The sequence below is a fragment of the Mucilaginibacter psychrotolerans genome (genome assembly GCF_004519315.1).
In the GTDB taxonomy this organism is placed as follows: Bacteria; Bacteroidota; Bacteroidia; order Sphingobacteriales; family Sphingobacteriaceae; genus Mucilaginibacter; species Mucilaginibacter psychrotolerans.
The window spans coordinates 161,750-184,597 of the sequence record NZ_SOZE01000010.1 but is presented as its reverse complement, the minus strand read 5'-3'; the positions used below and the strand labels follow the sequence as shown (position 1 = coordinate 184,597).

Sequence of the window (22,848 nt, the reverse complement as noted above, 5' to 3'; positions counted from 1 at the left end):
AATGGTTGAAACTAAACGGCTCATGAAACAACATATTGCAAGCCGTAATTTCATACTAGCTTTATCTGGAATATTGACTATGAGCAATTTACGCTACTACCACCCCAATTTGGTATCATCTCCCCTGGGGTCGGCACCACCTTCGTAGTAACCCCATTTGGTTTTCAGGATACCATCTACCCGGCCAATAGCGCCGCGTTTGGTAAACTTATAACCCTTTTTTGTTAGCTTGTCCACGGTTATGCTATCGAGGGCATCCGGCTCGGCACCAACTTCATCGGGCATCCATTGATGATGGAAGCGCTTGGCCGATACCGCTTCCTGCATGCTTTTATCGAACTCTATCACGTTCAATACCGTTTGGAAAACCGAGGTGATAATGGTAGAACCGCCGGGCGTACCCACTACCATAAACAGGTCGCCGTTTTTCTCGATAATGGTAGGCGTCATGGCCGATAGCATCCGTTTATTGGGTTGTATGCTGTTGGCTTTGCCGCCCAGCAGGCCATACATATTAGGCACGCCGGGTTTCGAGCTAAAGTCATCCATCTCATTATTAAGCAGAAAGCCTGCGCCCCCTACAAATACGTGCGAGCCAAAAGTATCATTGAGGGTGGTGGTAATAGCCACCGCGTTGCCTTCCTTGTCAACTATGGAATAGTGGGTGGTTTGGTCGCTTTCGTAGCCAATGAACATGCCTGGTTGTATGCTGGCGCTTGGCGTTGCTACGTCCCAGTTAAAGTTTGCCATTCGCTTGATAAGATATTGATTATCAAGGAGGCTATCTTTGGGTACTTTGTAAAAATCTGGATCGCCAAGGTATTTGGAGCGGTCGGCATACACGCGGCGTTCAGCTTCTACCATCAATTGCACGGTAGAATCTTTATTGAAGCCCCACCTTTTAAGGGGGTAGCGTTCAACGGTTTTCAACAGCTGCATCAAAACGATGCCCCCGCTACTTGGCGGCGGCATGGTAATGATTTTGTAGCCTTTATAGTCGCCAACGATGGGCGTACGCCATACCGAGTGGTAATTTTGCAAATCGGCCAGGGTCATGATGCCTTTGCCCGATTTCATTTCGGCAACGATCATATCTGCAGTTTTACCTTTATAGAAGCCGTCGCGACCTTTATCGCGTATCAGTTCTAAAGTATGCCCCAGGTCCTCCTGTATCAATATGTCGCCTTCTTTCCAGTAACCATCCTTTAAGAGGTATTTTTTTCCGGGGTTCAGTGCGGCAAATTTTGCCTTCGCGCTGTTGACGTTACTGGCCAGGCGTGCAGTCATCTTAAAGCCATTCAGCGCCAGGTTTATAGCAGGTTGCACCAGATCGGCCCATTTTAATTTACCGTATTTTTTATGAGCGGCTACCATTCCATCTACAGATCCGGGCACACCCGAAGCAAAATGCGTGTATAAGCTCATATTAGGTATTACGTTGCCTGCACTATCCAGGTACATATTGGCATTAGCCTGCGAGGGCGCTTTCTCCCTGAAATCCAGCGTGTTGGTCTTGCCCGATGCCGAGCGGTACACCATAAAACCGCCGCCACCAATGTTGCCTGCCTGCGGGTGCGTTACCGCCAGCGCAAACTGCACGGCAACCGCAGCATCCACGGCGTTGCCTCCCTTTTTAAGGATATCCAGGCCCACCTGCGCAGCATCGGGATAGGCGCAAACCACCATACCGTTGCGGTACTGGCCGCTTACGTTTTGCCCTAGCTGCCCTTTTACGCAGCCAGCCGTAAGGCATAAAAAAGCCATAGCCGAAACTAATTTATGGGATATGCGGAGTTTGCGGTTCATCATCGTTACAGAAAATAATTTGGGCAATTTAGTGTATTTCAACATAAATATACTGTTTATACAAGTGTAATTTTCCCTTTGAAAACCAGGCACTTGCCTTTTAAAACGCCTTCTTTTTTGGCCCAACAAGCATAAAACCCTATTTATGCCGTTTATTCAAAAACTACTACCATGAAAAAAATTTCCTTTATCGCATTAATAATATGCACTTTTTTGCTGGCTGCCAACCGCTCGCAGGCCCAGGATTACAAAACGGCCGTTGGCGCTAAATTCGGCGGTTTCGAGAACGGTTTCTCGGTAAAATACTTTATGGACGACCGCACCGCACTGGAAGGAATCCTCGGCATCCGCTCACATGGGGCTGTACTTACCGGCTTGTATGAGGTTCATCAACAGGCTTTTAACACAGCAGGACTTAAGTTTTATTATGGCTTTGGTGCGCACCTGGGCTCGGTTGGTGCGGGCAGGTATAAAACCTTCGGCGGGGACGACAAGTACTATACCGGCAACCATATTTTGCTGGGTGCCGACGGCGTGCTGGGTTTAGAATACAAAATTGCCGATGCCCCCATCGCCGTTAGCCTTGATTTAAACCCGCGCGTTGAACTGGCTACCGGACCTTTTTTCGACCTGGCACCGGGTCTGGGTTTGAAGTACACTTTTTAATAGGATAGTCCATCCCCAGTTTTTGGGATGCAAAAACGGCTGAAGAACTTGTGGTTTTTCAGCCGTTTTTTTGTGTTTTTACCCCGGAAAACCTTTAAAATTCTTCAAAAAATCGGTGCTTTTCTGTGGAAACCTTTACTTCACGATGATTACCTTTTTGGCATACACTTTTTGCCCTAAAGTTACCCGCAACACATAGGTACCCGGCATCTGGTTGGTGGTGTTTACCGCCGTACTAAAATTACCTGCGGTCACCGTTTGCTCCTGCTGATATACGATTTGCCCCGCCGTGTTTACCAATTCTATTTTGGCGGTACCTGCCGCTTTCGCCACAAACAACACATTAAGGTTATCAACCGCCGGCACAGGGAACAAGGTGAGCCCGATATCGGTGCTCGCATCGGGGTGTTTGGCAACGAGGGCAAAAGCAAACTCATCCGACCGGCTTACGCAGCCGGTGTTCAAAGTAACTTCGGTGGTGTACTTGCCGCTTTGTATGGGCGCGTAGGTAGCACCGGTTGCACCTGCAACGGCCACACCGTTCAGGTACCATTGGTTACCCTCGGCAAAATTGGAAGTCAGCACATCATCCACCCGGGTAATTACCGGTTTGTTTACGGCAGCAGGCAGCCTGGCGGCAGATGGGCAACCCATGCTTTTCACGTGCAGATCGTAAAAGTAGTAGTAGAAGGTTTTGTAGTATGTAGTATCACTCGCATTGGTGGGCGATACCGCCGTATTACCCATAATGCTGAAGATGTTGCCTATCTTGAATGGATAGCCAGCCACCCCGCCGTTGTTGCGGAATACCGTTACCGATGTATCATACGTTGGCGTAATGGCATAGGTACCTGCGGTGGGCAGGGTGAGGTTAAGATTCACTAATGTGCCCTCGTCGGCAGGGTCGTTGGTTTGGGCACCGGGGCCGGGAGTGCTGCGGGTAGCGCTTGCGTTGATGGTGGTGGTAGATACCGTTTCGCCATTGGCATTGGTTACCGTAAAGGTGAGCTTGCCTGGGTTGCCGAAGTACATGCGCGCAGTTTCAAGCACTACGGGCACATTGGTGTACACCACTACCGATGGGCCAAACTGGTTGTACCCCCCGCCGGTGAATGCGCTTTTGGTGGCCGGGCCAACGTTGCCGCTAAAATCGTTCAGTCCGGCGTAGAAAGTATTATTGGTGGGTGCAACGGTGGTTGATGCGATTGGTCCGAAAGCTATCGGCAAGGCATCAGTGGCCGATTTATACCAAAGCAGCTGCCCATCGCCGGTGCCGTTGAGCAGGTAGGTATTGTTGTTATTGCACAGGTAGGCACTAAGCGTACCCAGTGCAGGCGGCAGGCTTATGCTTATCGTGCCGGTGGTTTTATCATTGGCTGTAATAGGGTCACCGGCCAGGCGGGTTTCAGCAGCGATGGTATAGGTTGCCCCCGCCAAGGTATTGAACTTGCCCGAAAGCGTGAAATCAACCTCGTCCAGCGGACTGATGGTACCCGTATAAACTTCATTAAACGTAACCACAGTACTATTTGGCGAGGTAACCGTTACCGTAACCGGCAAATTGCTGATACCGGCGCTGCCGTAATTCTTAAGCCTAACAGTTACGGCTGTGGCCACTGCGCAGGAGGTACCGTCTTCGGCATTTACAATGGCCGATACCCCGGCATCGGCCACGGGCTTGGCAAACTGTACGCGGTAATCCTGCGTTTCGCCTTTGGCGTAAGTACCGCAGGCTGTGATGGTTGCCGCATCCGAAGTTTCGGTAAGTACCACACGCAAAAGGCCGAAATTACCGGGGACAACCGATAACGGCACTGTAATATTGCCGGTATAAGTAGCTGTGCCGTTCACTACGGTGGTAGTAGCGGCCAGTTCGTCGGCGCCGAAGGTGCCATCGCCGTTCCAGTCTACAAATATCTTGGCAGCTTTGTTGAAATTGCCACCACAGCTACCCAAAGTAATGCTGAAGGGGTAGGTTTTGGCTTGCTCTAACTGCAAGGTTAGTGTGGTATTGTCTGTGTACCCTCCACAGCCGGTTACAGCAGTATGATTAACGTTGGATAAAGTGAAGTTATCTACCCTGGATGCGCCGGGCGAGGCCGATGCCGGGGCCGATGCGCAATAAGCCGCGCCACCAATACCCGTAGCAATGAGCGAATACGCCTGGCTACCCGATGATAGCGTACCCTTATGCGATACCGTGATAGTGTAAGTTTTGCCCGGCGTAGCGTTGGCAATGTACACCTGCTCTATATTATCGCGAATGTTGTCGCCCGTAGTGGCTGCAGCCGATGGGTTATTAGGATCCAGTACATAGGGGCTGTAGGTAGTTACGCCATCGCTTACGCGGATATCCAGGTCGTTCACTAGTTTAGGTACGCGACTGTTGATCACCCCTTCGGTGGTTGGGGTGCCGGCGGGATCGGTCCAACTGATAGATACCGCCAGCGGGCCAACGCCCGATGCCGTTACCTGGAAGGTTTTGCTTTGCCCCTGCGCCAGCGTGTTCTGGCTGATGAGGCTTTTGGCGCCGTTATCGGTAATGGCCTGTGCCGCCGTGCGCATGTTGAGCAGCCCCCAGCCGTAAATGTAGTCGGGCCCTACGTTACCTGCATCAAATGCGGTATGGCAGGCCAACCCTTTCAGCGTAGCGGAAAGCATATAGGCACCATTATTTTTTTGTGCGTAATACTCCTGTAGTAACAATAAAGACCCCGTAACGTTTGGTGCCGCCATAGAGGTTCCCGATAACGTAAGGTACGAATTCGGGCTGCTTACGCCGGTAGAGAGCACGTTTTCGCCATCGGCAACCAGATCGGGTTTTATGCGGCCATCGTCTGTTGGGCCCCAGCTGCTGAAGTATGATACGGCCACATCGCTGCGGTTGAGCGGACCGTTGGGCAGGGGGCCTACCGCACCTACCGTGAGGATGTTTTTGGCGTTGCCCGTGGTGCTGATGATATCGTATCCATCGTTGCTGCTGATGCCTGGCGGCCTTGGCCCTTTGTTGATGATGGCGGGATTGGTTTTAGTGGCATAGCCATAATATACTTCACCCTCGGCGGGGCCGTTGCTGCTGCGGCTGTTACCCGCCGACTCAACAATGAGGTAGTAAGGTGCGTTGTAAGCAATATTGTCCCAGCTTTGCACGCGGCTATCGTAAAAGCCAAAGTTGTAATCCTCGGTATCACCGGGCAGGCCGTACCATTCCCAATGACCGGTGCCGCTGTTGTATTCCCAGCCGGCAACATCGCCATAAGAGTGATTGGACAGTAGCAGGCCCGTTGCGGCAGCGGCGCTCATTTCAGATACATCGTTATCAAAATCCCAGGAGTTCAGTACAGCCATGTTGAAAGCCATGCCTTTAGCCGGACCGTAAACCCCTTTGGCCACCATGGTACCGGCCACGTGGGTAGAGTGATCGAGCACGGAGGCGTTATCTTTAGAGGTGATGGTTTTGCCGGCAAATTCTACATGCGAGCTGTAAACCGAGCCGCCATCCCAAATGGCTAGCCGGTTGGCCAAAAAAGTGCTGCTGCCCGATAGGTTGAGCCCCAGCGCGCCGCCTGGTTGTACGGCATTGGTGCCGGTGGTAGCGGCAGCTATAGTGTTGTTATGGGTAACCAAAAACACCGGGAAACCCAGGCTGTTGGTACCCTGCAAGGTTTTAAGGTTGCCGGTTTTTGTTTGGCTGCGGATGGCCCAGCCACGCCCCTTAGCCAGCGATACTGCCCTTTGCTGCCCTGCGTTAAACGTCTGGCCGGCCTGCACCGAAATACGGTTAAGCTCCTGTTTTTTGGCGGCATCTACAAGCGGTTTTTGCGCAAATACCGGCGCGGCAAAGCACAGTACAAGAATATGGAACAGCAGTACCGAATAGCGTTTCTTCATTAAGCTAAAAAAGAGGATGTAATTACAAGTTTGCACATTTAAAGCGGGATAAAAAATAGCAAAACCGATAAATTCAAACGCATGATGCAATTTTTCAAATGGTAGCTTACTCGCTACCCCCCTTTCTATAAAAGGTTCTCATTTAACAGCCGTAAAACGAGCAATTTCTTTGCTTTATTCTTTAAATCAGCAACACCGGGGAATAAAATACACAAATTGAGGAAATGGGTATTTGAAAGGCATATCAACTGCTTTAAATCTGCATGCTTAATAATCTCTTATACGCTTCAAGCAGCAAATTGTTACACATAAAAAAGTGATTTGCATCATTTTTGATTAAGTTTGTATTAAAAAAGACAAATTCCCCAAGCCTTGAAAAAATTATCACTTATTTGTTTCATTATTGCTAATTTTTTGATCCTTTTTAACTCAAAAGTAAGTGCCCAGGAAACTAGCGACAACTCCACTTACTACTATAATAATTTTGAGAGTGCCAGCGCCGGTACCATTTCTTCTTTAGGCGCATCCGGCGTGGGTAATGCCACACGCCCAAGCGGTGGTACTTCGGTTACTATAGATGCATCCACAACATCTCCGCTCGATGGCTCGGTAAGCCTGGAATCAAAAAGTTTAAGTGCTATTGGTGCCATCCGCTGGGATTTTGTTGGCAACGGCACCAGCGGCGTAAGCCTGTCGGCCAATGATTTTGAATGGAACTTTGTTTATAAAAACACCACCACTTCATCAAACGACGACCCCGATGTAATGACCGCCGGTAACAACTCCTGGCGATACTGGCTGATAGCCAACGGTTACACAACCAACAATATGCAGGGGTTTTACGTTTCGCATGTGGGTACAAGCCTGGTGCTGCGGTACAGATATGATACAGGTAATCAAGCGGGCCATTATAACTCAATCCTTTCTGCCACGCTGCCAAACGATCAGAATGCCTATATGATCAAGATACAAAGACTCAGGGGTGGTACCTGGGCGATATATATGGATAGGTTCGTAGCGGGAATGACCACAGCAAAAACACTGGTCACCATTTCCAGCGATAACACCGGGAGTGGATATAGCACTTATTACTATTCTTACCTCGAAGCAACCAGTACCACCTTACGCAGGTTTCAGTTTGATAAATTTGACATGTATACCCGGGTGCTGACCTTTGTTGGTGCGAACTCTGCTGCGAATGGTATCACTCCAACACCGTACACCGAAGACCAAACGGTGATTTACTATGGTTTACAAGTACAAGCGCGAGGCAACTTTGCTTTTGGAAGTCAGCTGTACCTTACCAGTTCAGGGTCAGTTGGGTTAAATGATTACTTCGTATCCAACACCGGCGGATTTTGGGAATCTAACGACTCCTTTTTTTCCACCAGTACCGACCATCAAATCAGTTCGAGCGTTCAGCTTAGCGGGAATGGTACTGGCGCAGTACAGGTGTCTGGCTTCGCCGATACGGTATCAACCAGCGGTAATACCGATGGAACCTTGTCTGTACCGCAATATTATTTTTTTACAGGCACAACAAAATCTCAGCTTAACTATGGCAAGAATCCAACAGGCACATTTACACTAACTGCTGTTGGCCGCCTTTTTGAACAACCAAACAATTCGCAAACCGGCATTAGTATTACATCCTCAGGGGTAACCAGCGGTACGATAAGTTTTGCCAATAGTGTAGACTGGAAAGGGACAAACAGCAGTGATTGGAGCACCGGGACCAACTGGAGTTCGGGAAGCACCCCAACGTCGTCACAAATTCCAAGGGTTGGTGTAGTCGCGTTTACAAACCAGCCAACATCAACCAATGGCGGAACATTCAAAGCCATTAGATTTGGTTCAGCAAGTGGTGCCATTACTTTAACCATGCAGGAGGATCTAACCTTAACCAATGGCTTCTCTTTAGACCCTTCTGCAACGGTATCCATTGTCGGCGGTAGCAAAACGTTAAATGTTAACGGCGGCACAATCGTTTTAAATCCGTTGTCTTCGTTATCATTAAGCAACCTTACCTTTACTAACAGCGCCAGCAGCTTCAATTTACTGGCAAATTCAAGCGGGTCTGCATCCATCGGCCAGTTAACCAACGTTACCCTTGGCGGCAGCAACTTTGTTGTACAAAAATATATCAAAGGGAGCAGCAACTCTACATACCGCGCATACAGGTTTTTGTCGTCGCCGGTTTATGCCTCTGCACAAACACTCAATGGCCAAAGCCGCAATGTTTATGGCTTGGGCTACTTAACCGGCAGCAACGGTAACTTCCCTATTTTAACGGGTGCGGCATCCGGTGGCTTTAACCGCACAGGTAACCCAACCCTCTACCTATACCGCGAAGACCGAAAGCCTTTATCTAATGCTTTTAGTGGCGGAAATTATATCGGCATCAGCAGCATCGCTTCTTCGCCCTCTTTAAGTTTTGTTGACGATGGTACTACCTTTAAAAAAACAAGCGGTTACCTGCCGGTAGGTAATGGCTTTGCCATGTTTTACCGCGGCAGCACGTCATCGCTCAGTGCCAGGGTGGCCTTCCCTAACCCTACCGCACCGGATGATGTAACCCTGAGTGCAACGGGTGCGCTTAACCAGGGCTCAATACCTGTAACGCTGTGGTACAGCCAAACAGCTACACAAAGTTATCAGCATACACTTGGCTATAATGCCGTTACCGGCAACTCGGGCGTTAGGGGTTTCAATTTGGTTGGCAACCCGTACCCCTCTACCATCGACTGGGAACAGTTAAGCTACACCACCAGCACCGCAGGTATTTATGCGCCGCCTGCTACCTTAAGCGGTAGTACGCCAACCAGTAACTATGTAAGCAAAACTTATTATATATATAACCCGGCCTCCAAAAATTTTGAAACCTACACCCAGGGTGCCAGCGGTACCGGTAGCGCTACCCGCTATATCCCCAGCGGGCAAGGCTTTTTTGTACGGGTAATGCCGGAAGCCGGTGGTGGTACAACTACCTTAACTTTTAACGAAACCGCCAAGGCATCAACCCAACAGGTTACCGCATTTTTGGGGCTGCCCAACGAAACCATTAGCCAAAGCATGCGGCTAAAGCTGGTGAAAGACAGCGTGAATACCGACGATATTTTGATGTATTTTAAAACAGACGGAAGTAACGTATACGATCCGTTTAATGATGCGGAAGATTTAGGCGGGATCAGTGCCCAGGTATCGCTATCTAACGTTGACAGCGCCGGGCATTTGGTGGCATTTAAAAACCTGCCGCCTTTAGCCGAAGGTAATAAATTCAAGATATCTGTAAACGCTACCACAACCGGTATTTACCAGTTGCAAGGGAGTGAATTTGAAACGCTTAACAAGCGTTATGATACGTTTCTGTTAGATCACTATAAACAAGACTCCTTGCTGATTAGTACTTACAAGGTTTATAATTTCAATATCGATAAAAGTGTGCCCGCTACATTTGGGGCAGACCGGTTCGAAATTGTTTTTCATAAGAAAAACCTCCCGCCTTACTCTTTACTACAGTTAACTGCAAGCAAAGCACTGGAAGGTGCTAAAGTTGTATGGAAAGTTGATAACGAGTTTGACTATACCAAGTTTGAGTTACAAAAACTGGATACCAACGGCGTTTACGTCCCTATTTACGATATGGCTTCCAATAATAGCGGTACTTATAGCTTTACCGACAAGAACTTCGTACTGGGGTCTAACGTGTACCGACTTAAACAAACCGATATTGACAACAACATCAGCTATTCTAAAGAAGTGAAACTGATGTATTCAGAAATAGCCAATGGAAGTATAAAACTCATCAAAGTTTTCCCTAACCCTACCGGTGTAGAAATAAATGTGTCTATGCTAGCGCAAAAAAATAGTGGCTCGTATAGCATATCTATCATCAACAGTTCGGGCCGTGTGGTAAAACAAGCTTCGTTTTCTGAACCCTATTGGAGCGGAAACATAGAAGCTTTACCTCCCGGAATTTACATCATTCAAGTTAATAACAAGAAAGACAATAGTGTGGTTGGCCGGAGTAAATTTATTAAATTGTAGATTGCATGTATTTTAAACTAAAAAGCATTTTAGCTACCCTTATACTACTATTTTTGAGCATGTCATGCGCATTTGCGCAAGACCCGGGTACCCCCTGTGATGAAATCGATTTGGATGACCCAGCCGGCTGCCCGGTACCACTTGATACCTGGGTAATGTTTCTCGTAATCGTAGCGGTTATTTACGGTGCTTACTACCTAAATAAAAAACAAAAAGAAGCCTTATCCTAAATTATTAGCATTGCCGGTGTACATATTTTAGCAGCCTACTGCCATTAATCATCAAATCAGGGTTCAACACCAACTTATGTACCGCAGGATAGATAGCATCGGCGGCTTTAATGCGGGCCTGTACGCTGCAAATGTAATAGCCTTGCCGGGCAGCACTAAAGCCAAAGCGCAATTCATCTCAAAAATCCGTCTTCATGTATAGCAAAAAGCCTCTCCTGCACTGTGCAAGAAAGGCTTTTCCTTTTATAAACTTAAAACGAATACGTTTTTACCCCTTGTTAAGTGGTGGTGCTAAGCTCAGTTGTTTCAGTATGCCTTCTACCACTTTGGGTATCTCGCGCTGAGTGGTTTTTGGGTCGCGCAGTTCGCCAACGCCATAGCCGCGCCAAACCAGTACGTTGGTTTTGGGGTCTATTAAATCTATAATAATGGTACCCTCGCGGTAAGGCACCCTTGCAGGGAAAGCCCCACCGTAACCCGGATAACCATAGCCGTAATAGCCATAGCCAAAGGGGCGGTACCAACCATAACCAAAGCCGCCATAATAGCCGCCGTACATAGGGGTGTAATAATAGGTTATTTTAGTACCACGACCGGTAGCGGTGGCGTAGCCTACCAACAGATCGGGGTTTTGTTCATTAATGGTTAAGCCTTTTTGCAGCAGGGCCGCTTTGGCGGCTTCCTTTATTTTTCCGTTACCAATTTCGGTAAGGGGGCGCCATTGCTTGCCGGTATCGCGCTGCATGGGTGCCCAGGCAAAGGTGCGGTAAGCACTTAGGTTGGTTTTATTGGCAGCGGCGGTATAATAATTATAACTGCTGCAGGCCGACAGTGCCGATACAAACGCTACCGCCAGCATTAAATAGATATTTTTTTTCATGGCAACACCTTTTATTTATAAGCGTTAGACGGGTTGTTGGGCAAAGGTTTAATGGGGTGAAAGTTTTTTTTACAAAATCCCCCCTATTATTAACGCGATAATTATTTCAGTGCCTGACGCTTCTGTTTGATTTTATAAGGAATACGTATATTTGAGTAAAACACACGTGGAATGACAACAAAGCTAACACTAACCGTGGAAGAAAGCGTTATCAAAAAAGCAAAATTGTATGCAAAGCAAACCGGCAGGAGTTTATCAGAATTAATTGAAACCTACCTGGAAACACTTACGGAAGAGCAGCATAGCGAAACGCCTCAAATTTCTGATAAGTTGAAAAACCTGGCCGGTTCTGTAAAATTGCCTTCAGATTTCGACGAAAAAAAAGAATTAGCATCCTATTTTGAAACGAAGTATTTATGAAGCAGGTTTTTGTAGATACCAATATCCTGATTGATCTGCTTGCCGACAGGCCGCCCTTTAGTAAATTTGCCATACAACTGTTCGATCTGGCGGAAAAAAGCAAAGTAAAGCTTTTTACTTCTTCACACGCGTTTGCAACAACGCATTACCTTTTAAAGAAGCACGCCCCCGAAAAGGAATTGAGAGCATCACTTTATTCTTTACTCGATTATATCGACTTAATTTCAATTGTTAGCGCTATCATCAAAAAAAGCCTTTTATCAAATTATAAAGACTTTGAAGATGCCATTCAAATAATTGCAGCAACTGCCGTACCCAATATAGACTTTATTGTAACCCGAAATTTAAAGGACTTTAAAGATGCCGGTATAACTGTACTGGCACCCGACGAGCTACTCAGCTATCTATAAATAATTCACAACAATATGCAGGAACTCTTCTATACTAATCGTTTTAACTTTTGGGAAGTAGATTCTGGACATTCTTGAGTTTATCAGCAGTTCTCATGATTATTAAAATTATCGGATACTATGGTTATAAAGCTCTTTTTTTCTGAACCTTGATTAGCAGGATTTAAGGATTGCCATGACTCGTTCCTGCTGCGTATTCATCAGGTAATCCTTGAATCAAGTGAATCATGGTTCAGACATCACGACAAATACTTCCCTACAATCGGCATCCTCCTGCCCATACCAAAGGCTTTTGGCGATACGCGCAGAATGGGCGGGGTTTGGTAGCGTTTATGCTCGGCTATATTTACCAGCCTGAGCACCTTGCGCACTACAGCTTCTTCGAAACCAAGCTTGATGATCTCGGCAGATGAACGCCTGTTGAGGATATACTCGAATAAAATGGCATCCAGTATATCGTATTCAGGCAGCGAATCGGTGTCTTTTTGGTCGGGCCTAAGCTCGGCCGACGGCGGTTTTACGATGGTATTCTCGGGGATTATCTCGCGGTCTTTATTTATCTCACGCGCCAGCTCAAACACCTGGGTTTTGAACACATCGCCAATAACGGATATACCGCCGCACATATCGCCATACAGCGTGCCGTAGCCCACGGCGGCCTCGCTTTTGTTGGAGGTATTGAGCAATATATAGCCAAACTTATTGCACATGGCCATCAGCACCACCGCCCTGCTGCGCGATTGGATATTCTCCTCCGCAATATTAAACGGCAGTCCCTTAAACTGGGGCGACAGCGATTCCTCGAAGGCTTCGGTAATTTTGGCTATGCGTACAATCTCGCTTTTGCAGCCCAGGTTCTTCACCAGGTCCTCGGCATCTTTTATAGAGTGGTCGCTACTGAAACGCGAGGGTAGCAGCACGGCCATCACATTCTCAGGCCCGAGGGCCTCGGCAGCCAATGCGCATACCACGGCAGAGTCTATCCCGCCCGAGAGGCCTAATATCGCCTGCTTAAAGCCCGATTTATAGAAGTAATCTTTGATGCCTAAAATAAGTCCCTGGTGTATCTGTTCGATATCGCTCTGTTTTTGTACGCGTACGGTACTTTCATGCTCAAAACTGATGGCCGCATCATCGCCCAGGGTATAGGAAGTGATAGCTTCCTTGAAATACGGTAGCTCATCAACCAAATTGCCCCCATTATCAAAAACCAGCGAGCCACCATCAAATATCAGTTCGGTTTGCGCGCCAACATGGTTCACATAAAATAGCGGTAGGTTGTAGCGGCTGGCGTTATCCTTTAAAATGGCAATACGCTCGTCATCGTGGTTGTACGCAAATGGCGATGCCGCAATATTGATCATCACATCCGGATTTTGCTGTATCAACGTATCCATAGGGCGGGTAATGTATAGCGGGTTTTCTATGGTGTTCCACAAATCCTCGCAAATGGTAAGTGCAATGCGCTTGCCCTTAAAATCGATACAGTTGAAACTGGTTGATGGCTCAAAATAGCGGTACTCGTCGAAAATATCGTAGTTGGGCAGCAGAGCTTTGTTTACAATGGCCTTTACCTCGCCATCGGCAATAAAATAGGCGGAGTTGTTCAAATCCTTACCCTCGGGTTTGTTGTTGGGTGTTGGCAGGCCTATAATGCAGGCAATATCCCGGCATTCGGCAGCAATGGTTTTGGCTGCTTCGTCGCATAGGTTAATAAACTCGGTAAACTCCAAAAAATCGCGCGCGGGGTAGCCGCAAACGCATAACTCGGCAAAAACCACCAGGTCGGCACCGTTTTGTTTGGCTTCGCGGATGTGCTGTATGATCTTATTGGTGTTCGATTCGAAGTTACCTACGTGATAGTTAAGCTGGGCTAATGCGATCTTCATATAATGCGGTAGTAATGCTTTCGCTGTAATGCAAATAAAAAAATTATTTTTGCTAAAACGACAGAAATGACTTCTTATTCTTATAAAACGGGGCTTATTTATTTAGGCCTTGCCCTGGTGCTGCTATCGGCCTGTAACAAACATAAAAAAATTGATGTTAGCGATATACAGCTTGATGTAAAAATCGAACGTTTTGATAAGGATTTTGATTCGCTGCGTGTAAAGCCTATGGACGAACAGGCCGGCGTACTTTATAAGAAATACGGCAGCTTTTATACCGATTTTATAGAGCGCGTATTAAAAGCCGGTAGTGCCCGAGATACGGCATACTACACCCGCCTGCGTGCCATTTTTGCAGACAAGGCCTATGCCGACCTAAAACACGACGTAGATGCCACCTACCCCAACATGGATAAACAGGAAGCAGAACTCACCGACGCTTTCCGCCGTATAAAATACTATTACCCCAAGAAGAACCTGCCCAAAGTATATGCTTATTGGTCGGGCTTTGAGGCGCAAACCTCCATTGGCGATGGGTACTTTGGCATTGGGCTGGATTTGTTTTTGGGTGCCGATTCGCGCTTTTACCCCTCGCTAGTGAATGCTTTCCCGCATTACGTCAGTCGCCGGTTTACGCCGGATAATATTGCCCCGCGCGTAGTGGAGGGCATAGCCCGCGAGGATATGTTCCCCGAGAATGAAAAAGACAAAAGCCTGTTGGCCAAAATGGTGTACAACGGCAAAATTATGTACTTTATGGACCAGGTGCTGCCAGATGTGGCCGACTCTACCAAAATTGGTTATACCGATAAACAGATTAAATGGTGCGATAGCTTTAAGGCCGATATTTGGAGCTACTTTTTGGAGGAGAACCTGCTGTACGAAAGCGACTATCAAAAAATACAGAAATACCTTAACGAGGCACCCTTTACCCCCGGGTTGGGCGAAAACAACGAATCGGCACCCAAGCTGGCGATATGGACCGGCTGGCAAATTGTACGTGCTTATATGGATAAGCACCCAGAAGTTACCCTGCCGCAGCTAATGGCCGACCGTGATGCGCAAAAAATATTGAACGAGGCTAAGTACCGGCCAAAGAATCCGTAGGTGGGGGGATAGCGTTTGAGACATGGTTGCTATGTCCGCGTCGCGAGTCGACTCACCCGGTCTTTGCTCCGCTCGACCACCCTGCTCCGCAAAGAGGGTTTTAGTTACTTTTTTCTTTTCTTCACCCTCTTTGCGCAGCAGAGAGGGTCGACGCCCGCGCATGCGGGTCGTCGGGGTGAGTCAAATCTGCGAGCGATAAGAACCGCCCCTAAAAGGTTTCGTGCATACTTAAGTCTGGCCCTTATCAATCAGAAATCCTGATGGTTGATATCTCCCTGAAAGTATCATCCCAGCCGATGGTAGCGCCATCTTTAGATTTGGTAGCGCCCCTGCAGGTGGTGTAATGCTTTATAAAATCCTGCGCCAGGCTGCTGTTAGGGTCGCTATCCTTAAAAAAGCCGAAATCCATATGGTTAAACGTAAAGGAATGCCATTGATAGTTGCTCAAAGAATCGGTGTACCAGGTGGTAATTTGGGTTGGGCTTTTATCGTTTTGATTGTAATGCAGCACCTGGTAGGCAGGGTTATTGCTGTTCCGCCCATCGAGCCCGGGGGCTATAGCAACATACGATAGCAGTTTGCCGCTATCTACCAGCAAGCGGGCATCAACCATATGGGTATGCCCTGCCAACTGCAATTTAATGCGTGGCGCATATTGTTTGATGATTTGCAGGTAGGTGGCCTGGATGTTATCCTGCCAGGAGGGTGTTTTACCGTACCTATCAATACCCGGCGGCACATGGTAAACCAGCCACGCCGATTGGCCGGGTGTAAGGGCCTGTAGCCTCTCTTTCAGCCAAACCAACTCCGCTTTAGCTTCGGTAGCCAGCGAGTCATTTTCGCGCATAAAAAGCACGGTGTTGAGGATGATGATTGCCAGGCTGTCTTTCTCGTAGGCGTAATACCCGCCGGCAAGGAATGATTTTTTGATCCGGCCATGCCTGTCTATCCGTTTGAGCAAAGCATCATAAAAAACTTTATAGGTTGCGGCATTGGGTACGTTGTGCGCAATGCAATCATTATTGCCCAGCGCAGGCAATATCACGGCATGCTTATCAATGGCTCTTACGTTTTTGATGACATATTTGTAGCTCTGCTGCATGTCGCTTATATCGTGCGTATCATTCTCGGCCTTGGTGGTATGCCTTAGCAAATCGCCGGGCATAATAATAAAGGGGTATTTACCCGTTTTGGCGTTTTCGGTAGCAGATAAGAACACCCTGGGGTCGGTATCGGTATGGTAAAAAGTATCGAAGGGTTTGCGAAGATCGATATGCACGTCAGACAGCACCAGTACCGAATCGGTTTGGGCATAACAGAACACAGGAAGCAGGGCGATGATGAACGGCAGGAGTTTTTTCATGACGGACGAATGCGTGAAGGCAGTTTTGCTATAAAGTTAGGCATTTATTCTTGAGGACTTGCCACGCGGGGCGATGCTCAATCTCCCTAAAAAATCAGGCCAGGCATACGGCAAAAACTGCAAATGCATCCTCTGTAACGCAGAGAACTTCAACACCAGGTTTTACGCACCGCGTATCACTTTCAGGAAAGCTTCGCGGTAGATGCCGCCTATGGGCAGGGCTGTATCACCAACATACAAGGTGTTACCATCAATGAGGCGGATCTTATCTATTGATACGATATAAGATTTATGCACACGGTGAAATGGGGGCTGTGGCAGCTGCTCCTCCAGTTCGCGCAGGGCTTGATAAGTAATCAGCCGCTGCGTTTTGGTATAGATAGAAACGTAGTTCTTTAAACCTTCTATGTACAGTATATCCTGGTGATCAACTTTCAGGAATTTGTTCTTGCTATCGCCTTTTATAAAAAGGTAACCCGGCTGGTTTTGCGGGCTTGCAACCACTGGGTTAAGCCTCGGCTGGAAAACTTCCAGGGCTTTTTCGGTGGCTTTAAAAAACCGGTCGAAAGCGATAGGTTTTAGAAGGTAATCGATCACACTGTACTCAAAACCATCAAGCGCATACTCGGCGTATGCCGTAGTGAGTATTACTTTACATTTATCGCCGCAAAGCTTTAAAAAATCGAGCCCGGTAAGCTGCGGCATCCTGATATCCAGGAAAACCAGGTCTACCCCACCCTCCCTTACTTTGGCGAGCGCATCGATGGCATTATTGGCCACGCCAACAAGCTCCAGGTAAGGCACCTTGCCGATATAATCAGCAATCATTTTGGTGGCGTAAGCTTCGTCGTCAACGGCAAGGCAACGGATCATAGTGGTTGGCATAGATATATCGCAATATTATTTTAGGTGGATCTTCAAAGTGGTGGTATAGGTATCGCCTTCTGCTGCGGTTAGCAGTTGGTGCGTTTCGGGGTAGATGAGTTGCAGCCTGCGCCTGATATTGGCCAGCCCTATACCGCTGGAACTATCCTTAGCGCCGTGGTTGATGGCATTGCTCGAACTGAAATATAATTCGTCCCCCTTTACATCTATGCGTATTTGGATAGGCCTGCTGCTATCATCAACAACCCCATGCTTAAACGCGTTCTCTACAAAGGGTATCAATATCAGCGATGCTATCCTTTTCCCTTCTGACGCCCCTGTAATGCTAAAATCCACAAAAAAATGATCTTCAAAGCGAAGCTTATAGATTTCGATGTAATTATGAAGATAATCAATCTCCAACTGAAGGCCAATCATGCCATCGGGGCTATTATGGAGCATGTAGCGCATCAGTTGAGACAGCTTGATAATGGCCTGCCCCAATACATCCGACACCGGATAAGCCAGCGAATACAGGTAGTTTAGCGTATTGTAGAGAAAATGCGGATTGATCTGTGTTTTTAAAAACAATAATTCGGCCTGTATATTTTCCTTTTTAAGCTGTTCGGCCTCGCGCTCTTTTTTGAACGTATCCAGCAGCGCCCAGGCTATAAAACTAAACAAGATGGGCTGCAGCGCCCGCCACCAATTATCGTTAAAGTACCTGATTGCACTAACACTGTCATCGTAATTATCATAGCCTAAAAACCAAAGATACAGCACTTCTTCTATCAGATACCGGCAAGCCACAAACAGCACCTCTGCAATAACCAGCCCTGCAAGCAAAAGCGGTATTTTTTTCCGTTTCAAAAAAAAAGGATAAACGGCAAAGAAACAGAAAGTGAATGCCATGAAAACCGAAACCAGGTTAGACCATACATAGGGCTGCGCCCCCCTTTTATTGGCCACATTATCTATATAAAGGTACAGGGTGAGGCAAAGCCACCCAGCCAGGTAATACAAGATCAACCTCTTTTTTGTCATCCGCTTTTTTGAAACCCGAATATATAGCGCAGGAAGCCTATTTATTAATTTTTTTACACCAACAACCGGTTTGGCTACCCAAACGCAGCTTTTCCCTATCCAAAGCATACAAGAGTACGCAGGGCTACGCTGGGATAGCGTTTGCGTGCTTTGGGATAATAAAGTTTAGGGGCAGCCCGCCTACCTGCAATTTTGTACCGTAGCCAACAGCATAAAGCCAGCGCTTTGCAAATTGTGACTACCGTTTAAACAAAGTTTTTAACCACAACCCAACAACAATGAAAAGCTTCCTTTTGGCACTCATCATGTGCTTACCCCTAACCGGCTTTGCCCAGGCAAAGAAACCGCGTACCGACCTGGAAAAACTAAACGACTGCATCGCTGCAAACACCAGCTCTTTCACCTTCAATGGCAACCAGCCCGAGGGTAAAGCCTGGCAGGTTTTAGAGGATCTGTTTGCTCAAAACCAGTTCGTAGCCTGGGGCGAATACCATGGCTCAGCCAAATTATCGCAACTAACGGCCCTGGCTATGGCCAGCGCAAACCAACAAGGCTATAAAACCTTTTGCGTAGAAACCAGTCCTTTTGTGGCAGCAGAGCTTAAGCGCATTGCTGCAGCAACAAACCCTGCCGATACCCTCGATAAAATATTTAAAGCGGGCTACCCCGGCATTGGCACCTTCCCGTTCTTCCGTACAAAAGAAGACGCGGAAATGCTCCTTGCCGCCAATAAATTCGGTTTCGATATCTGGGGGATTGACCAGGAATTCCAAATGTGCTTTTCTTACGGCATGAACCAGGCTTACAATGCCCAATCTAAAAAAACAAAAGCGGCATTCAAACCGGTAATAGATAGTTTACAAGCCAGGTGGTGGTACCCCGAAACTAAACTGCTCGACAGCCTGAAAAAAGTAGTGCGGCAACCAAAATTCAGGGCCTTGCTAGACGATATCAAAATATCCAAAGAGATCTATCGCAACAGCGATAATGAAGGGCGGGCGGCGCTGATGAAAAGCAATTTCTTCCGTTATTATGATAAAGCGGCAAGCCCGAAAGTATTCTTTAAAATGGGTAGCAACCACCTGGCCAAAGGGATCAACCTGCAAACCAATCAGTACGATATAGGTAACGCCGTGTATGAACTTGCGCAACGACAAGGACAAAAGTTTGCTAATGTTTACATCATGGTAAGATACACTACCGAGAAAGACAGCGTGGTAGATGATTTGACCAGTGATAATCCCGACAACCCAAAAGTGTTCTCTCAGCTATATGCCGCTGACAGATGGGTGCTTGTAGATATCCGCAGCTTAAGGATCAGGTTAAAATACGATGACTCGCTAACACGCGATGCTTACAGCGTGATAGAGAAGTACGACTACGTATTGGTTTCGCCCGAAGTTTTGAAGAATTAACAAATTGGTGCATTTGCCGGTTCGTCGGAAGCAAAGGCTCATCTGGGCGTTGCAACGGCAAACCGGCTTATATTATTATTGTTCGCTCATTCCAAAAGTTTGCATCATATCGTTTACTATTAGCCCTGTTTTAGTAAAGTCTTCATCTGCAAAGATGGGTGCATTAATGGTTAAAACATTACTACCGATAATGCTATCGGCAGTAAGCTGAATTTTTGTCAAAAACGGCTTCCATTCATTCCCAAGCCTAAATCGAAAAAGTGTTGGCAACTTCTCTTCATTTTCATTGCCGTAACAGCCAAAAACTATCACAGTTCGGTATCATTTCAAAATAAAATTCTTTTTAATACGCACATCTCGTAAATTTATTCAGCTTTACACCGGGTGGAGTTACTAATATGTCAAAAAGAATTGATACTTCTTTGAAAGAGAATAAGGGCGGAGCGACTGGCATGGAACCAAATCATGAGCACAGCAATATCATGAAACACGATTTACAATACCGTGTGCTGTTTGATAAAAGCCCGTTACCCATGCTGATATATGAGTTATCGAGCTATAAAATACGCGATGTAAATGAAATGGCCGTATCACATTATGGCTACAGCAGAGCCGAGTTTTTAAGCATGACCATACATGATTACCGGCCCAAAAAAGATATTGAAGATATTAATAAAATACTTGAAGGGCTTGTTGATAAAGACAGGGCTTACCAATTTGGCGTTTATGAGCATTTAAAAAAAGACAAAACTATTATTAAGGTTGAGATTTCGGGCTACGCCATCAATTATGCCGACAAAGAATGCATGATGGTTGTGCTTAACGATGTTACCGAAAAGGAAGCTAATTTGCAGAAGGTAAAGGATAACGAACAAAAGCTGTTAAATAGCCAACAACAGTTATCATTGATATACAACAACGTTAAAGATGTAATTTTTGTAATTAGTGTTGAAACCGACGGTCGGTTTAAATTCATCTCTGTTAATAAGGCGTTCGCAGATATCACCGGAATTGAGGAAAGCGAAGTGATCGGAAAATATATTGATGCTATTATTCCCGAGCCATCGTTAACCCTGGCGGTGTCCAAGTATACACAGGCAATTCATCATAAACAAAAGACTACCTGGACAGAAACAACACCATACCCAACAGGCATAAAAACAGGAGAAGTAACAGTTACACCCATTTTAAACGAAAATGACCATTGTGTGCAGTTGATTGGGTCTGTTCATGATATTACCGCATTAAAAGAAGAAGAGCGGCAACTGAGATTACTGGAATCGGTAATTACCAACACCAACGATGCGGTTTTGATAACCGAGGCTGAGCCATTGGATGAGCCGGAGCCACGCATTATCTATGTGAACAATGCATTCACTAAAATGACAGGGTACACCGCCGCCGAGGTTGTGGGTAAAACGCCAAGAATTTTGCAGGGGCCCAAAAGTGACCGGGCAGCGCTGGCCCGGCTTAGCGCGGCCTTACGTAAATGGCAATCGTGCGAGATCACCATTATCAATTATAAAAAGAATGGAGAAGAATTTTGGATAAATATGTCTGTTACCCCCGTAGCCAATGAAAAGGGCTGGTTTACCCATTGGATAGCTATTGAGCGGGATGTTACCGAACAAAAACTGGCCGAGCAAAAATTAATCAGCTCTTACCAGGAAAGAAATGACATACTGGAAAGTATTGGTGATGGCTTTTTTGCGATAGACAAAAATTGGACAATAAACTATTGGAATAAAAGGGCTGAAATTATTTTGAAAAAGCCCCGCGAAGAAGTTGTTGGCCACGATCTGAGAGATCTGTATCCCGAATTACCGGGACCGACTACTTACGAGCACTATAAAAGGGCGTTTGAAGAAAAAACCGTTCAATCATTTGAAACGTTTAGCCCGGCTGTAAACCGGTGGTTTGATGTAATGGTTTACCCCTCTGAAAGCGGCTTATCGGTATATTTTAAGGACATCACCGAGAAGCTCAATCATACCAGGGCTATAGAGGAACAAAACGAAAAATTAAGGGCAGTAGCCTGGAAACAATCGCACTTAACGCGGCCTCATGTTGCTAATATATTGGGGTTAATGAATGTATTAAAAAATGAAGGGTTAACCGATCCGGAAAAAAAGGAGCTGTTGGATCATTTGTCAACTGCCGCTATTAAGTTAGATGCCATTATATTGGAGATTGTTAACAATGCTAAAGAAACAAAAACCTAAGCAGTTATCATGAGTTAATAACCGGCAAAGCCATATAGATTTGATCTCTCAAGCTACGCTTAAATCATTTACGTCAAGCCCGTCAAGACTTATTTTCGCGTTTTTATTATTTCCAGCACACGTGCATGATTTAGGATTATGCGTATCTTTATACTTATGAAAAGCAGATTAAATCTTACGATAGAAGAAAGCGTTATACAGCGTATGAAGCAATATGCCGAAAAACAGCATACCAGGGTATCTGATTTAGTGGAAGATTATTTTAGAAACGTAACCAAACCCCTTAAAAAGAAATCTTTTATGGATATAGTTGACCAACTGCCGCAACATGATATTGATGCAAAAGCAGATTTAAAGGAACTCTACTATCAGGATAAAAAAAAGGCCGCTAAGGTTTTTTAGATGCGAACATATTGCTCGATTTTACGCTAAAACGCGAGCACTATTTGGAGGCGCATGAGCTTTTTCAATTAATTGCAGATAACCGCCTGCAAGGATTTATTACCTCATCGGTATTACATATACAGGGTATTGGCTTACTAAAGCCTACGGCGCGGAAACCGCCAAAGAAGTACTGTTAAGCTTATTAGCGGA

Annotated in this window: 18 protein-coding genes; 10 read left to right on the top strand and 8 right to left on the bottom strand. The window is 46.4% G+C overall.

From position 1 onward, the window contains the following. Positions 1 to 96 precede the first annotated feature (96 nt). Entirely contained in the window at positions 97 to 1,806 is a 1,710-nt protein-coding gene (gene ggt / locus E2R66_RS12240) for a gamma-glutamyltransferase (protein WP_449406733.1), read from the bottom strand. Between the two features lie 171 nt (positions 1,807 to 1,977). Here ggt and E2R66_RS12235 point away from each other — a divergent pair, with 171 nt between their 5' ends. Further along, the gene (locus tag E2R66_RS12235; protein WP_133230855.1) at positions 1,978 to 2,472 is read left to right on the top strand and encodes a hypothetical protein; all 495 of its coding nucleotides are present in this window, start codon (positions 1,978 to 1,980) and stop codon (positions 2,470 to 2,472) included. 135 nt (positions 2,473 to 2,607) lie between these two features. Here E2R66_RS12235 and E2R66_RS29215 read toward each other — a convergent pair whose 3' ends face one another. Beyond that, a complete protein-coding gene (locus E2R66_RS29215) occupies positions 2,608 to 6,363 on the bottom strand; it encodes a S8 family serine peptidase (RefSeq protein ID WP_133230858.1) in 3,756 nt (1,251 codons plus the stop codon). Between the two features lie 414 nt (positions 6,364 to 6,777). On the opposite strand from E2R66_RS29215, the gene E2R66_RS12225 reads away from it, so the two are divergent. From E2R66_RS12225 to E2R66_RS29120, 3 genes are all read left to right on the top strand, one after another. After that, positions 6,778 to 10,410 (top strand): T9SS type A sorting domain-containing protein, encoded by a 3,633-nt coding sequence (locus tag E2R66_RS12225; RefSeq protein ID WP_133230860.1) that lies wholly within the window; start codon positions 6,778 to 6,780, stop codon positions 10,408 to 10,410. Positions 10,411 to 10,415: 5 nt separating this feature from the next. Beyond that, positions 10,416 to 10,640 (top strand): hypothetical protein, encoded by a 225-nt coding sequence (locus E2R66_RS12220; protein ID WP_133230864.1) that lies wholly within the window; start codon positions 10,416 to 10,418, stop codon positions 10,638 to 10,640. Positions 10,641 to 10,716: 76 nt separating this feature from the next. Then, positions 10,717 to 10,842 carry a hypothetical protein gene (locus E2R66_RS29120; protein WP_262710299.1) on the top strand — a complete coding sequence of 42 codons (126 nt, stop codon included), beginning with the start codon at positions 10,717 to 10,719 and terminating at the stop codon, positions 10,840 to 10,842. Between the two features lie 66 nt (positions 10,843 to 10,908). Here the strand turns inward: E2R66_RS29120 and E2R66_RS12215 are convergent, their stop codons facing one another. Continuing rightward, on the bottom strand, positions 10,909 to 11,520 hold the full coding sequence (locus E2R66_RS12215) for a DUF4136 domain-containing protein (RefSeq protein ID WP_133230867.1): 612 nt from the start codon (positions 11,518 to 11,520) through the stop codon (positions 10,909 to 10,911). Positions 11,521 to 11,691: 171 nt separating this feature from the next. On the opposite strand from E2R66_RS12215, the gene E2R66_RS12210 reads away from it, so the two are divergent. Together E2R66_RS12210 and E2R66_RS12205 are read left to right on the top strand one after the other, a co-directional pair. Continuing rightward, the gene (locus E2R66_RS12210; protein WP_133230869.1) at positions 11,692 to 11,940 is read left to right on the top strand and encodes a DUF6364 family protein; all 249 of its coding nucleotides are present in this window, start codon (positions 11,692 to 11,694) and stop codon (positions 11,938 to 11,940) included. Next, positions 11,937 to 12,350, top strand: coding sequence for a type II toxin-antitoxin system VapC family toxin (locus tag E2R66_RS12205; protein WP_133230872.1), 414 nt, complete (start codon positions 11,937 to 11,939; stop codon positions 12,348 to 12,350). Before E2R66_RS12210 ends, E2R66_RS12205 begins: the two co-directional genes overlap by 4 nt. Positions 12,351 to 12,589: 239 nt before the next feature. Here the strand turns inward: E2R66_RS12205 and E2R66_RS12200 are convergent, their stop codons facing one another. Beyond that, positions 12,590 to 14,239: an NAD+ synthase gene (locus E2R66_RS12200; RefSeq protein WP_133230875.1), complete on the bottom strand. Its 1,650-nt coding sequence runs from the start codon at positions 14,237 to 14,239 to the stop codon at positions 12,590 to 12,592. A 66-nt stretch (positions 14,240 to 14,305) separates the two neighbouring features. On the opposite strand from E2R66_RS12200, the gene gldB reads away from it, so the two are divergent. After that, entirely contained in the window at positions 14,306 to 15,346 is a 1,041-nt protein-coding gene (gldB, locus tag E2R66_RS12195; RefSeq protein WP_133230877.1) for a gliding motility lipoprotein GldB, read from the top strand. 244 nt (positions 15,347 to 15,590) lie between these two features. On the opposite strand, the gene E2R66_RS12190 is transcribed toward gldB, so the two are convergent. The 3 genes from E2R66_RS12190 to E2R66_RS12180 form a co-directional block, all read right to left on the bottom strand. Further along, the gene (locus E2R66_RS12190; protein ID WP_133230879.1) at positions 15,591 to 16,709 is read right to left on the bottom strand and encodes a metallophosphoesterase; all 1,119 of its coding nucleotides are present in this window, start codon (positions 16,707 to 16,709) and stop codon (positions 15,591 to 15,593) included. Between the two features lie 162 nt (positions 16,710 to 16,871). After that, complete coding sequence (locus tag E2R66_RS12185) at positions 16,872 to 17,582, bottom strand: LytR/AlgR family response regulator transcription factor (protein WP_133231094.1); 711 nt, start codon at positions 17,580 to 17,582, stop codon at positions 16,872 to 16,874. A gap of 27 nt (positions 17,583 to 17,609) precedes the next feature. Continuing rightward, positions 17,610 to 18,617, bottom strand: a complete 1,008-nt coding sequence (locus E2R66_RS12180) for a sensor histidine kinase (RefSeq protein WP_158288398.1) — start codon at positions 18,615 to 18,617, stop codon at positions 17,610 to 17,612. Between the two features lie 278 nt (positions 18,618 to 18,895). Here E2R66_RS12180 and E2R66_RS12175 point away from each other — a divergent pair, with 278 nt between their 5' ends. Then, complete coding sequence (locus tag E2R66_RS12175) at positions 18,896 to 20,032, top strand: hypothetical protein (protein WP_133230883.1); 1,137 nt, start codon at positions 18,896 to 18,898, stop codon at positions 20,030 to 20,032. 75 nt (positions 20,033 to 20,107) lie between these two features. Here the strand turns inward: E2R66_RS12175 and E2R66_RS12170 are convergent, their stop codons facing one another. Then, complete coding sequence (locus tag E2R66_RS12170) at positions 20,108 to 20,344, bottom strand: hypothetical protein (protein WP_133230885.1); 237 nt, start codon at positions 20,342 to 20,344, stop codon at positions 20,108 to 20,110. Between the two features lie 86 nt (positions 20,345 to 20,430). Here E2R66_RS12170 and E2R66_RS12165 point away from each other — a divergent pair, with 86 nt between their 5' ends. Both E2R66_RS12165 and E2R66_RS12160 read left to right on the top strand, forming a co-directional pair. Beyond that, positions 20,431 to 22,254, top strand: coding sequence for a PAS domain-containing protein (locus E2R66_RS12165; protein WP_133230887.1), 1,824 nt, complete (start codon positions 20,431 to 20,433; stop codon positions 22,252 to 22,254). A 156-nt stretch (positions 22,255 to 22,410) separates the two neighbouring features. Beyond that, positions 22,411 to 22,656: a DUF6364 family protein gene (locus E2R66_RS12160; protein ID WP_133230889.1), complete on the top strand. Its 246-nt coding sequence runs from the start codon at positions 22,411 to 22,413 to the stop codon at positions 22,654 to 22,656. Positions 22,657 to 22,848: the final 192 nt, after the last annotated feature.

Bases quoted from the DNA above. Each gene is read 5' to 3' on its own strand.
- ggt (WP_449406733.1), bottom strand. From the start codon at position 1,806: ATGAACCGCAAACTCCGCATATCCCATAAATTAGTTTCGGCTATGGCT.
- E2R66_RS12235 (WP_133230855.1), top strand. From the start codon at position 1,978: ATGAAAAAAATTTCCTTTATCGCATTAATAATATGCACTTTTTTGCTG.
- E2R66_RS29215 (WP_133230858.1), bottom strand. From the start codon at position 6,363: ATGAAGAAACGCTATTCGGTACTGCTGTTCCATATTCTTGTACTGTGC.
- E2R66_RS12220 (WP_133230864.1), top strand. From the start codon at position 10,416: ATGTATTTTAAACTAAAAAGCATTTTAGCTACCCTTATACTACTATTT.
- E2R66_RS29120 (WP_262710299.1), top strand. From the start codon at position 10,717: ATGTACCGCAGGATAGATAGCATCGGCGGCTTTAATGCGGGCCTGTAC.
- E2R66_RS12215 (WP_133230867.1), bottom strand. From the start codon at position 11,520: ATGAAAAAAAATATCTATTTAATGCTGGCGGTAGCGTTTGTATCGGCA.
- E2R66_RS12210 (WP_133230869.1), top strand. From the start codon at position 11,692: ATGACAACAAAGCTAACACTAACCGTGGAAGAAAGCGTTATCAAAAAA.
- E2R66_RS12205 (WP_133230872.1), top strand. From the start codon at position 11,937: ATGAAGCAGGTTTTTGTAGATACCAATATCCTGATTGATCTGCTTGCC.
- E2R66_RS12200 (WP_133230875.1), bottom strand. From the start codon at position 14,239: ATGAAGATCGCATTAGCCCAGCTTAACTATCACGTAGGTAACTTCGAA.
- gldB (WP_133230877.1), top strand. From the start codon at position 14,306: ATGACTTCTTATTCTTATAAAACGGGGCTTATTTATTTAGGCCTTGCC.
- E2R66_RS12190 (WP_133230879.1), bottom strand. From the start codon at position 16,709: ATGAAAAAACTCCTGCCGTTCATCATCGCCCTGCTTCCTGTGTTCTGT.
- E2R66_RS12185 (WP_133231094.1), bottom strand. From the start codon at position 17,582: ATGATCCGTTGCCTTGCCGTTGACGACGAAGCTTACGCCACCAAAATG.
- E2R66_RS12180 (WP_158288398.1), bottom strand. From the start codon at position 18,617: ATGACAAAAAAGAGGTTGATCTTGTATTACCTGGCTGGGTGGCTTTGC.
- E2R66_RS12175 (WP_133230883.1), top strand. From the start codon at position 18,896: ATGAAAAGCTTCCTTTTGGCACTCATCATGTGCTTACCCCTAACCGGC.
- E2R66_RS12165 (WP_133230887.1), top strand. From the start codon at position 20,431: ATGTCAAAAAGAATTGATACTTCTTTGAAAGAGAATAAGGGCGGAGCG.
- E2R66_RS12160 (WP_133230889.1), top strand. From the start codon at position 22,411: ATGAAAAGCAGATTAAATCTTACGATAGAAGAAAGCGTTATACAGCGT.